Genomic DNA, 12,688 nt, shown 5'->3' on the forward strand with positions numbered 1-12,688 from the left:
GCTTAAATAAGTCCACTTTGTTTTAAACAATAAATCTAAATCAGTTAATAAAAAGGAATTTAATTATGGCAGCAGGCAAACAACTTTCAGGCGCAGGCTTACGTGGTCAAATCGCAGGTAAAACTTCATTATCAACGGTCGGTAAATCAGGTTCTGGCTTAACCTACCGTGGTTATGATGTGAAAGACTTAGCAGAGAACTGCATCTTTGAAGAAGTGGCCTACTTATTGCTATACGGTGAGTTGCCAACGCAAGCCCAGCTTGATGAGTATCTAGCCACGCTAAAGCAGCTGCGTGACCTACCTCAGCCTCTAAAAGATGTGCTAGAGCGTATTCCACAAGATGCGCACCCAATGGATGTACTGCGCACCGGTTGTTCAATGCTAGGTAACTTAGAGCCTGAAGACAGCTTCGAGCAGCAATTGGATAAAACCAACCGCATGCTATCGGCGTTCCCAGCGATTATCAACTACTGGTACCGCTTTAGCCATGAAGGCGTGAAGATTGATTGTGTCACTGATGCAAAAACCATTGGCGGTCACTTCCTATACCTACTAAAAGGTGAGAAGCCAAGCGAGCTACATGAGCATGTGATGAACGTTTCACTAATCTTGTATGCTGAGCACGAATTCAATGCTTCTACCTTTACCGCTCGTGTGTGTGCGTCAACCTTATCAGATATCTTCTCATGTATCACTGGCGCTATCGGCTCGTTACGTGGCCCATTACATGGCGGCGCTAATGAAGCAGCTATGGAGCTTATCGAAGGCTTTGAATCTCCAGAAGATGCAGAGCAAGGCTTACTGCGCATGTTAGACAACAAAGATAAGATTATGGGCTTTGGTCACGCGATTTACAGCGAATCTGATCCTCGTAACGTCATCATCAAACAGTGGGCTGAAAAACTAGCCGCTGATGTGGGTGATGAGGTGTTATACCCAGTATCAGTACGTTGTGAAGAAGTGATGTGGCGTGAGAAGAAATTATTCTGTAACGCTGACTTCTTCCATGCTTCGACTTATAACTTTATGGGTATCCCAACTAAGTTATTCACGCCTATCTTCGTATGCTCGCGTCTAACCGGTTGGGCTGCGCACGTATTTGAACAACGTGCTGACAACCGTATTATTCGCCCAAGTGCTGAATACATCGGTGAAGAGCCAAGAGATGTACCACCAATCAGCGAGCGTGGTTAATAAGTTGATGCGTCTATAGGCTGAGCCTATGACGTTTAATAAGCTTGAAATGAGCTTGGTTTGAATCGCTTATAAACTGAGACTGATAACGCCCTTAATATCTGGCACTTGCCTAGTGAGTTGTATGACAATTTATAGCGTTAAACAGATATTAAGGGTTTGTTGTTCATCCAGTGAGTTAAACCGAGCATACATACATTCAACCAACAAGCATGAACCAAACTAGGTGCAAACTGAATAACTGATCTTAAAAAAGACAAATATTATGAATAAATCACTAATTGCCAGCGTTTTAATGTGCTTAAGCTTTCAATGCGTGGCAGCTAATAGTGATGATGGCCATGTCAAAGAGAAGCAAGCCATTACCAAACAATCGGTAGCGAGTGTCAGCGAGGTTTGCCAAAGTGATGAGCAGTCCTCTTTAAAGCCAGGGTTTTATATTGTCGATAACCGCATGTATGACGTGCTCGACAGTGCTGCGGCTAATGCAGCATCAGATAAAGACAAGTCATTTTTGCCAATAAGCATTGTGCACAGCACCCGCATAAAACCTTATATCAAAGACACTGAGTACCATTTAACGCTGCAAACAACGGCCAAAGGCGCTCGTAAACTAAAAGCCTTTAGTGCTAATAATGTCGGTAACTATATTGCGCTTATTGTTGATGATGAGGTGTTGTTTTCGGCTACCATAATGGCCCTACTCTCTGATTCATTTTATGTCACTGGCATTAGCAGCCATCAAGAAGCATTAGAAATTCAGACAAAAATAAACTGCGCCTTACGTTAATTGTGCTCATTTAAACCGAACGACCTTATACATTATTAAATTTATTTACGAATAGGGAAAGCATGCCATGAGCGAAGCTAAACCATCTTTAACCCAATCGAATCCGATGCCGATGAATGAGCAATACAAAAAGCCATTACCCGGTAGCGATTTGCATTATTTTGATGTTGAACAAGCGGTCAACGATATTGAGCCAGGCGCTTATGCCAAGCTGCCATTTAGCTCAAAAGTACTGTGTGAAAACCTAGTACGTCGCTGTCCTCCTGAAGATTTAAAAGAAGCGTTATCACAACATATTTATCGTAAACAAGACGTTGATTTTCCTTGGTATCCTGCGCGCGTTGTGTGTCATGATATCTTGGGTCAAACAGCCTTTGTTGACTTAGCTGGTCTACGCGATGCCATTGCTGCTGAAGGCGGTGATCCTGCAAAAGTTAACCCTATTGTGCCAACTCAATTAATTGTGGATCACTCATTAGCGGTTGAGCATGCAGGCTTTGAAGAAAATGCGTTTGAGAAAAACCGTGAAGTTGAAGAACGTCGTAACGAAGACCGTTTCCACTTTATCAACTGGTGTCAGTATGCCTTTGATAACGTAAACGTGGTGCCGCCTGGTAACGGCATTATGCACCAAATTAACCTAGAGAAAATGTCGCCAGTCGTCCAAATCGTGGCCGACCAAGATGGTGATGCGGTTACTTTCCCTGACACCCTAGTCGGTACCGACAGTCACACGCCTATGGTCGATGCACTGGGTGTTATCTCAATCGGTGTTGGCGGTCTAGAAGCTGAAAGCGTTATGCTAGGCAACCCATCGTATATGCGCCTGCCAAATATTGTCGGTGTTGAATTAACTGGCAAACTACAAGAAGGCATCACAGGTACTGACTTAGTATTGGCGATGACTGAATTCTTGCGTGAAGAAGGTGTGGTTTCGGCTTATCTTGAATTCTTCGGTGATGGTGCACGTCAATTAACGGTTGGTGATAGAGCCTCTATCTCAAATATGACCCCTGAATACGGCGCAACTGCTGCCATGTTCTACATTGATGAGCAAACCATTGATTACTTACGTCTAACCGGTCGTAGTGAGCAACAAATCAAAGTAGTTGAAACCTATGCCAAACAAGCAGGTATCTGGGCTGATGGCATGGTCGATGCCGAATATGACCGCGTACTAAAATTTGATTTATCAAAAGTGGTACGTAACATTGCTGGTCCATCACGTCCACATGCGCGTGTATCAACCACTGACTTGGTTAAAGCCGGTATTGCTCATGCTGACAACCAGCCACTTTCAGAGCAAGATGACAGCCAAATGCCTGATGGCGCAGTAATTATTGCTGCAATCACCAGTTGTACCAACACCTCAAACCCACGCAACATGGTTGCAGCCGGTATCGTTGCCCGTAATGCGGTCGAAAAAGGTCTGGTACGTAAACCTTGGGTGAAGTCATCACTAGCACCTGGTTCTAAAACCGTTAAATTATATTTAGAAGAAGCAGGACTATTGCCTGAGTTACAAAAACTTGGCTTTGATGTGGTCGCCTTCGCTTGTACTACTTGTAACGGTATGAGTGGTGCATTAGATCCAGAAATTCAGCAAGAAATCATCGACCGTGACTTGTTCTCAACTGCTGTATTGTCGGGTAACCGTAACTTTGACGGTCGTATTCACCCGTATGCGAAGCAAGCATTCCTAGCCTCTCCTCCTTTGGTTGTAGCTTATGCGATTGCTGGTAATATCCGCTTTGATATTGAAAAAGATTCATTGGGTAAAGATAAAGACGGCAATGATGTGTACCTAAAAGACATCTGGTTTGACGATACTGAAGTCGATGCCATTGTTAAATCTGCGGTGAAGCCTGAGCAATTCAATCAGGTCTATATCCCCATGTTTGATGAAGCCAAAGCCGATGCTGCGCGCAATGAAGCCTCTGTAACAAACCCTCAGTATGACTGGCGTGAGATGAGTACCTATATTCGCCGCCCACCATATTGGGAAGGTGCAATGGCCGAAGCCAATAAGCTAAAAGGCATGCGTCCATTAGCAGTATTGGGTGATAACATCACTACCGACCATTTATCGCCATCGAATGCAATCTTAGCAGACAGTGCTGCTGGTGAGTACTTGGCGAAAATGGGTCTGCCAGAAGAAGACTTCAACTCTTATGCCACTCACCGCGGTGATCACTTAACTGCCCAACGTGCGACCTTCGCTAACCCGAAATTGTTAAACGAAATGGTACGTGACGACAAGGGTGAGGTTATCCAGGGCTCGCTGGCACGTGTTGAGCCTGAAGGTGAAGTGATGCGTATGTGGGAAGCGATTGAGACCTACATGACTCGTAAGCAGCCACTGATTATTATTGCCGGTGATGGCTATGGTCAAGGCTCTAGCCGTGACTGGGCAGCAAAAGGTGTTCGCTTAGCTGGTGTTGAAGTCGTCGTTGCTGAAGACTTCGAACGTATTCACCGTCAAAACTTAGTCGGTATGGGTGCCCTACCGCTTCAATTTGAAGAAGGTACAACCCGCAAAACGCTAAAAATCGATGGTACTGAAGTGTTCGACATCGAAGGTGAAGTATCTGCCGGCGGCGAGATGACCCTAGTCATTCATCGTAAAGATGGAAGCGTAGACAAAGCACCGGTTAAATGCCGCTTAGATACCGCTGACGAGGTGAAGATGTATCATTCAGGTGGTATGCTACAGCGTTTTGCCAAGGAGTTTTTAGAAGGTCCGGCCTAATTAATCAAATTAACTGAATTAACTAAAACTAAATAGTTAGTTTAATTTAGTGTTTAGTTTTTTGAATCAATTCAACAGCTTTAAATTCAGTCTAACCGCATACTGATTATAGCGTAAACAAGCCCTCTTATTGATAAATAGGAGGGCTTTTTTGATGCCAAATAATTCGTTTTATCTATACAAAAGTAAGTATTTATTAAAAATAGTTAAAATAAATTTTGTTATTACTCACATATTGCTTTATATTGAGTTGTAATATTTAGGTAACTATAGTTTACATAATGTAAACCAGTATTATCATAGTTTATAAATATGTAACATTAGTTAAAATTATTTTATTAGGATTATTATGTTCAAACTTATATATAAACAATGGATTGTTATTATATCTTTATTACTAGGCACTCGTCTTGCTCAAGCAGCAGAACAATCAGGTCTAGAGGCATTTAGTAGTGGCGCTGATACGTTCATGGCTGAAAAATTAGGTTGGTTCGTTGAGCTTATCTTTTATTCTGTTCCAATTGGCGGTGCGTCTTTCCCATTAATCGCAGGTTGGTTATTAATCGCTGCTGTTGTATTCACTCTTTATTTCGGTTTCATTCAGTTTCGTCATGTGGGTCTGGCCATCGACATCGTTCGTGGTAAGTTTACAAACCCGCATAAGAAAACAGAAGGCGAAGTTACCCATTTCCAAGCATTGGTTACAGCTCTATCAGGGACGGTAGGTCTTGGTAACATCGCTGGTGTGGGTGCGGCTCTTGCTATCGGTGGTCCAGGCGCGACTTTCTGGATGATCTTGATTGGTCTATTAGGCATGGCGTCTAAATTTGTAGAATGTACGCTAGGTGTTAAATACCGTACTATCCTACCATCAGGTGCTGTATCAGGTGGTCCAATGTACTACTTAAGCCGTGGTATGGCTGAACGTGGCATGGGCGGTTTTGGTAAGTTTCTAGCTGTTGGCTTTGCATTAATGTGTATCTTAGGTAGCTTGGGCGGCGGTAACATGTTCCAGGGCAACCAAGCATTCGCAGCATTAAGCTCAACGTTTGATATCCCAGCTGAATTTGGTATCTTCTTTGGTATCGGTCTTGCGATTCTAGTTGGTATGGTAATTATTGGTGGCATGCCGCGTATTGCGACAGTGACTGAAAAAGTAGTGCCATTCATGGCCGCTTTATATATTGGTATGAGCTTAATTGTTATCATCGCTAATTTCAGCCAAGTTGGCGCAGCCTTCCAAGCAATCTTTGTCGGTGCCTTCACTGGTGCTGGTGTTGCCGGTGGTTTCATTGGTGCATTGATTCAAGGTTTAAAACGTGCAACATTCTCTAACGAAGCCGGTATTGGTTCAGCGGCTATTGCTCACTCGGCCGTAAAAACTGAAGAACCTGCTACTGAAGGTTTAGTTGCTTTACTTGAGCCATTCATTGATACCGTTGTTATCTGTACGATGACTGCTCTAGTTATTACCCTTTCAGGTGTTAATGATCTAGCAAACATTCAATCACAAGCATTAACTGGTGTTGATCTGACGCGTGCAGCCTTCATGGAAACAGCGCCTTTCTTCCAGTACTTACTAGCGATTGCTGTTGTGTTGTTTGCATTCTCAACGATGATTTCATGGTCTTACTATGGTCTTAAAGCTTGGACTTACCTATTTGGTGAAAGTAAAGCAGTAGAAATGATCTTCAAATTGATCTTCTGTATCTTCGTTGTTATTGGTGCAACTATTCAGTTTGGTTTCGTTATCGATTTCTCAGATGCGGCTATCTTCGCAATGTCTATCTTCAACGTTATCGGTCTATACTTCTTGATGCCTATTGTTAAGAAAGAAGTTGTATCATTCATCGCACGTGTTAAAAGTGGTGAAGTTAAAAAGTACAAATAAGCCTATTTAGTATCTAATACTACGCTTATAACAAAGCCCCCTAAGTCTGACTTAGGGGGCTTTTTTGATGCTATTCAATACTGCTTAAATTACTTAAATTGATTCAAATACTTTGATGATTACTACTCACCTACTCTTTTAGTTACTTCATAGATAAAGAGATAAGTTATTTAATCTGAGCCGAATTAATGATTGATAATATTTGCTGCTCATCACGTTTTAAATCGTCAGTTAAGCCACTAAATATAGCCACACCCTCTTTAACAAGAATGGCGCCTTGGAACATATACATGTATTCATCAGCACCATGAGCTTGGTTCGGATTCATGGTTTTATCGGTTATTTTGAAATAATAGCCATTGTTGTTGGCAAGCTTTTGAATACGAATTGGATTTTCAACAGCCTGACTTTGAAACCTTTGGCTATTTTCTTCTACCAACTGACGTATGGCAGGCAAGGTTGTCAGTCTATTGTCAGTTGATTTGGTAAATGCCAAGCTCATCATCACTTTAGGGGCATGCGTAACTGAGTTATTGGTCAATTCGATATGGGTTGCTGGGCCTTTTTTAACCGCACTTTGGACTGTCCAGTTAGTTGGTAAATTAACAGTCAGTGTTTTACCACTGGTCAGTTTAATGGTTGTCAGCGTACCCGATTGATTGTTTAACGTATTGTTAGCTGCTGTATGCACTTGCTGGTTACTGGTTGACGCGTTGTTGGCTGAGGTTGTCGATTGACACCCTGCGACAGCTAATCCGACAGCAACCATACTAAGCGGTAAAATTCGAGATAACATCATGTTTAAATCCTTTTTAAATGAATGATTTGTGGTTAAAATATTAAAGTGCTATTAACTTCAGCATATTATCATGTTGATTCACGCCAGTATCAATTTAAATCTTCGATAACGCATTGAGCTTTAATGCTTTATCCCCTATCATCGTAATGATGGTTTTAACTAACTTTATTAATACTTATCTGATTAATACTTGGCGTGCTTAAAGGCACTCACACCTAAACTACACCTAACGCCATTACACTTTTAACGGACTAAAGGAACCCATAATGAGCCAAGACCAGTCTTCAACCGCCTCCAACTCTGCTTCCAAAAATTTTGTACCTCAAATTGCAGTCTCTGCCACTTATATGCGCGGCGGCACGTCTAAAGGGGTATTTTTTAATCTAAATGACTTACCTGAGCGTTGTCAGCAGCCTGGTCAAGCGCGTGATAATTTCTTATTACGGGTTATTGGCAGTCCTGATCCTTACGGTAAGCAAATTGACGGTTTAGGCAATGGCTCATCAAGTACCTCTAAGACCGTAATTCTTTCTAAGTCTGATCAAGACGGACACGACGTCAACTACCTATTTGGTCAAGTTAACATCAGCAAGCCGATGATTGACTGGGCTGGTAACTGTGGCAACCTAACCGCTGCTGTGGGTGCTTGTGCTATTAATATGGGCTTAGTGGATGCCGATAAGGTAGCCAAAAGTATCGAGTCTGGTATTTGTGAAGTTAATATCTGGCAGCAAAATATCAGTAAAACCATCGTTGCTCATGTGCCTGTCTATCAAGATGAGCAAGGCAATGTACAGGTTCAAGAGACCGGTGACTTTGAGCTTGATGGGGTTACCTTCCCTGCCGCTGAGGTTAAAATTGAATTTATTGATCCGGTAGATGCCTCAAGCGCCATGTTCCCAACCGGTAACTTGGTTGATGAGTTTGACGTGACAGGATGTGGTTTAGATAAAGACAGCGTTCAAGCGACATTTATCAATGCTGGTATTCCAACCATCTTTATCAATGCTGAAGATTTGGGCTTCACCGGAACCGAGCTACAGCCTGATGTAAATAGCAACCCTGAGCTGCAAGCCAAACTTGAAACCATTCGTGCCAAAGGCGGTGTCGCAATGGGACTGTTCAAAGAGGTGAGTGAAGCTGAAAAGAGCCAGCACATTCCAAAGATTGCATGGGTTGCCCCTGCGCAAAGCTACACCGCATCAAGCGGTAAAGCTGTTAATGAGCAAGACATTGACCTGGTAGTGCGTGCCATGAGTATGGGTCAGCTACACCATGCCATGATGGGTACCGCGGCGGTGGCCATTGCCGCGGCAGCAACCACGCAAGGTACGCTTGTAAATAAGGCAGCTGGCGGTGGCAGCTTATCAGAAGTTCGTTTTGGTCATCCGTCAGGTACGCTACTTGTGGGCGGTAAGACAGAACAAGTTGATGGTCGCTGGCAGGCCAAAAAAGTATCAATGAGCCGCTCTGCTCGCCGTATTATGGTCGGTCAAGTGTTTGTGCCAGCAGATAGCTTTTAATACACAAGTTTAGCTGCATAACTCATTATTTAAGTGATTATTTAAATAACTTTCAAGCCACTATCATTTAACCCGTCAATCGCTATAGCTTGGACTGATTTTAAGTGTAGTGGTTTGTTTTCAGTGAATTGGCTTAATTGAATGAGATAAGTTACACTGACTATAGTGTTGAAGATATTGAATCCGATTTAAACAGATCGACTAGATCAATACTCTCAGCATAAACTTTTAAATAATAGGAATAAATATAATGAATATGAAAGACATGCTAGGCGCAGTAAAAGGCGACAATGCAGAGGGCAACAGCACCCTATCAGGACTTATGGACATCGCAAAAGACATCAATAAAGAAGATCTTGAGCGTTATAAAAATATGTCAAAAGCTGAGCTATTAGAAGAGCTTAAAAACTCTGAGCATAGTGAAAAAGTTGTGGCATTAATTAAAGGTTTGATTGCTAACAAATCGTAGCAAGCGAATCGCCATTAATAAAAAAGAGCATAGGTTAATCAACTTATGCTCTTTTTTATTAAAATGTATTATGAGTGAAAGCACCCCTAGAACAAATATGAACATGTTCTTCTAATTGATGATAAGAGTAAGTTACTTACTAAACTTTTTTGTTTGCATCTAAATGCCACTTAAAATATTTTTCAGTTCCTTCTTTCCAATAGCTACACTTATTACCACTTATCGTTTGCATATAATCAAACATTGGCTTAGTGACATCATTATTTAAAATAGTGACAATACCGTTATCTACACTTATAAATCCATGCTCGTAAAGATCATCGCATCCGAACTTGCACATTGGTGCAACAATATTCTCTATATCAAGCCTCTCTTCGATACTACATTCAGAACGTTTTTTAATATGAGCTGCCACCATAAATCTAGTAAGATATTCACGCTGGCATATACAGCAGGTAAAAGTTGGATGTTGATTAAACAAAACCCTACGCAAAACACCTTGCTCAACTCTTCTCTTAGATAATGATTCTTTATCTAGCTCGTTGCTAGTATCCAAAAGATACGCAAGATTGTCTAATATACCTGAGTCCACTTCTGGATAATAAACGCTACTTATTAAATCCAACTCATCAAGAACTTTAAATCTAGTCTCTTCTGAACACTTAGTAATCCTTGTAAAACCCTGAGGAAAGTTATTTTCGCTATACCCCACAAGCCTATTCAAGTCTTCTTTGGGCAAATTAATACTCTTTATTTCTGCGAGGAAGTACATATACTCCCAAGTCTGGTTTTTATCATCTACTCCCCATAACTCCAACGCTAAATCCTTGTTTTGAAACTTATATGTAGTAACTGCACTAAGCTCATATGCACCTTTCCTATAAAACAAAATCACATCACCAGACTTAATACTTTCCCATTTCTTAACATTAATATTGTTTTTACCCGGCGTTAGACCTCTAAGTTTTGCAAAACCATCAGGATATATCCTTTTAAGGGCATCATAATCTTTTGTTTCAATTATATTCTTATACTGCTCAATAGATATTTCTTTTACTATAGTGTCGTTAGAGTCTTTAAGAATCGTGTTTGCACTGGCTGGCTGTAGAAATATATTAGTTATGACATCTCTCAAAAAACATGGTGTTTTTTATAAATCTATTGGTCTTTATTATGATAGCACCATAACTTTATTGAATTTAAATAATATGGAAGGCGCTGTGAAAGTCAAAAATGAAAGGGCAATATTAGAACTAAGCTCACCGTTATCGGCTGCCTTTGATTGATTTTAGTTACCAAATTTTAAGAAACACTATAAAGCCTTTATAATAAGCGCATAATTGAAACTACATAGCGTTTTTATATTATGGCCAATCCTCCAAAGCGTGTTCCTCTAAACTTAAAGCCACCCTCTAAGCCTAAGGATCGTGGCCGTCTGTTGTGGTATATCTTAAAGCGCCTGGCGGTGTTTGCGAAGCCTTATCGTACCTTATTCATATTAACGCTGATATTGACGGTACTGGGTTCGTTTACCGCTCAGGTCAACGCTTTTGTGCTGCAATATACGATTGACTCGTTGACCGGTATTACCGATTTGCCTGACCCTTGGATTGAGGGTATAAAACTTCTGACCCTGATTAGCTCTGTGTTACTGGCAAAAGAAATACTCAACGTGTTTATCACCTTTGGTCAGCGCTACTTTGGTGAGCGTATTCGAATTAACCTGTCGCGTGATTTGTCACAAAAGGTAGTTGAGCGGATATTGACCTACAAGATGGCGTTTTATACCAGTGATGAAAACGCCAGTGGTAAGCTGCAGACCCGAATTGACTTGGGTGTGGGTAGCTTAACCCAGTTGGTACAAAACTTCTTCATCGATATGCTGCCGCTGTTTGCCAGTGCCATTGTGTCGCTGATTATTATGTTTAATGCCAACTTTTGGGTGGGTATGGTTGGTCTGATTATTGTGCCGATTTACTTTTTTGTCAGCCAAAGACAGGCCAATAGATTGCAAGGCTTTCGCCGTCAGATGCGCCAATACCGTGAGACTAAAAGCGGTTTGGTTATCTCGATTATTGAGTCGATTACGGTTATTAAATCCTTTGTGCGTGAGCCAATTGAATCGGACAAGCACTGGGAAATCCAGAAGGACATGACTACTAACCAGCTGCGTATTCGCAGTATTGCGTTTATGTACAACGCTGGCAAGAGCTTTATTGAGCAGATTGGCGTGGTGGTGATTATCGTTTTAACCGCCTACTTTGTGCTCAATGATCAAATGACCATTGGTGCGATTATGTTTCATGTGCTGCTGTTCCAAAACGTGGCGGCGCCGATTCGCGAGCTGCACCGTATTTATGACCAGATTAATAATGCCCTAACCTACGCAGAAGGCTTCTTCGATATTTTAGATGACGACGATGCCATTGAAAGCGAAGGCAAGATTGAATGTACTGACTTAAAAGGTCATATCGAGCTTAAGGATGTTAACTTCTCTTACCCCAATGGTAAGCAGGCCTTGCAGGATGTGAGCTTTGAGATTCATCCCAATCGCATTACTGCATTAGTGGGATTAAGTGGTGCGGGTAAAAGTACCATTATTAATCTGCTGGTGAAGTTTTATGATCCAAGTAGCGGTAGTATTTGTCTTGATGGCCGTGATTTGAATGAGTACAGTACCCAAAGTTTGCGTGAACAAATTGGTCTGGTACTGCAAAAAAACCATATTTTCTCAGGTACCATTGCAGACAATATCCGCTATGGTGATATGAATGCCACCCAAGAAGAAATCATTGATGCTGCCAAAAAAGCATCTATTCACGATCAAATTGTCGGTATGCCAGAGGGTTATGATAGTGAGGCAAAAATGCTATCGGGTGGTCAACAGCAGCGTATTGCACTGGCACGTATGTTCCTAAAAGATCCACCGATTGTGTTCTTGGATGAGCCGACTGCCAGTTTGGATGCAATTGCAACCCAGCAGATTAAGCAGAGCTTAGACTTGATTAAAAAGGATCGTACGGTCATTATCGTCTCGCATAATATCTCACAAATTATTGATGCCGATGACTTGGTGGTGATTGAAGATGGTCGTGTGATGGAGACAGGTACACATGAGGAGCTGTATGCTCAAAAGGGTAAATACTTTGAGATATTCAATGCCATGTCAGACAGCTTAAACTTAGAGAAGATCAGTCATACCTTACATCCTGATCAATAACGTTCGTCGACCGCTGATTGAAGACGGCATTTGATTGAAGAAGGCATGGAT

General features: G+C 41.7%; 9 protein-coding genes. 7 read left to right on the forward strand and 2 right to left on the reverse strand.

The features are described 5' to 3' along the window. Nucleotides 1–65 precede the first annotated feature (65 nt). From prpC to A6J60_RS01240, 4 genes are all read left to right on the forward strand, one after another. Nucleotides 66–1,196, forward strand: a complete 1,131-nt coding sequence (prpC, locus tag A6J60_RS01225; RefSeq protein WP_096064377.1) for a 2-methylcitrate synthase — start codon at nt 66–68, stop codon at nt 1,194–1,196. 265 nt (nt 1,197–1,461) lie between these two features. Further along, on the forward strand, nt 1,462–1,986 hold the full coding sequence (locus A6J60_RS01230) for a SecDF P1 head subdomain-containing protein (protein WP_096064378.1): 525 nt from the start codon (nt 1,462–1,464) through the stop codon (nt 1,984–1,986). 112 nt (nt 1,987–2,098) lie between these two features. After that, nucleotides 2,099–4,735 (forward strand): Fe/S-dependent 2-methylisocitrate dehydratase AcnD, encoded by a 2,637-nt coding sequence (acnD, locus tag A6J60_RS01235; protein WP_193778071.1) that lies wholly within the window; start codon nt 2,099–2,101, stop codon nt 4,733–4,735. Between the two features lie 349 nt (nt 4,736–5,084). Beyond that, nucleotides 5,085–6,626, forward strand: a complete 1,542-nt coding sequence (locus tag A6J60_RS01240) for an alanine/glycine:cation symporter family protein (RefSeq protein WP_096064379.1) — start codon at nt 5,085–5,087, stop codon at nt 6,624–6,626. A 166-nt stretch (nt 6,627–6,792) separates the two neighbouring features. Here the strand turns inward: A6J60_RS01240 and A6J60_RS01245 are convergent, their stop codons facing one another. After that, the gene (locus A6J60_RS01245) at nt 6,793–7,425 is read right to left on the reverse strand and encodes a hypothetical protein (protein WP_096064380.1); all 633 of its coding nucleotides are present in this window, start codon (nt 7,423–7,425) and stop codon (nt 6,793–6,795) included. A 266-nt stretch (nt 7,426–7,691) separates the two neighbouring features. On the opposite strand from A6J60_RS01245, the gene prpF reads away from it, so the two are divergent. Then, the gene (gene prpF / locus A6J60_RS01250) at nt 7,692–8,948 is read left to right on the forward strand and encodes a 2-methylaconitate cis-trans isomerase PrpF (RefSeq protein WP_096064381.1); all 1,257 of its coding nucleotides are present in this window, start codon (nt 7,692–7,694) and stop codon (nt 8,946–8,948) included. A gap of 250 nt (nt 8,949–9,198) precedes the next feature. After that, nucleotides 9,199–9,417 (forward strand): hypothetical protein, encoded by a 219-nt coding sequence (locus A6J60_RS01255; RefSeq protein ID WP_096064382.1) that lies wholly within the window; start codon nt 9,199–9,201, stop codon nt 9,415–9,417. Nucleotides 9,418–9,556: 139 nt separating this feature from the next. Here the strand turns inward: A6J60_RS01255 and A6J60_RS01260 are convergent, their stop codons facing one another. Then, nucleotides 9,557–10,552: an HNH endonuclease gene (locus tag A6J60_RS01260; RefSeq protein ID WP_096064383.1), complete on the reverse strand. Its 996-nt coding sequence runs from the start codon at nt 10,550–10,552 to the stop codon at nt 9,557–9,559. A gap of 231 nt (nt 10,553–10,783) precedes the next feature. Between A6J60_RS01260 and A6J60_RS01265 the strand changes: the two genes are divergently transcribed. After that, on the forward strand, nt 10,784–12,637 hold the full coding sequence (locus tag A6J60_RS01265) for an ABC transporter ATP-binding protein (RefSeq protein WP_096064384.1): 1,854 nt from the start codon (nt 10,784–10,786) through the stop codon (nt 12,635–12,637). The last annotated feature ends 51 nt before the right edge of the window (nt 12,638–12,688 follow it).

Source organism: Psychrobacter sp. FDAARGOS_221, from assembly GCF_002313155.2.
Classification (GTDB): domain Bacteria; phylum Pseudomonadota; class Gammaproteobacteria; order Pseudomonadales; family Moraxellaceae; genus Psychrobacter.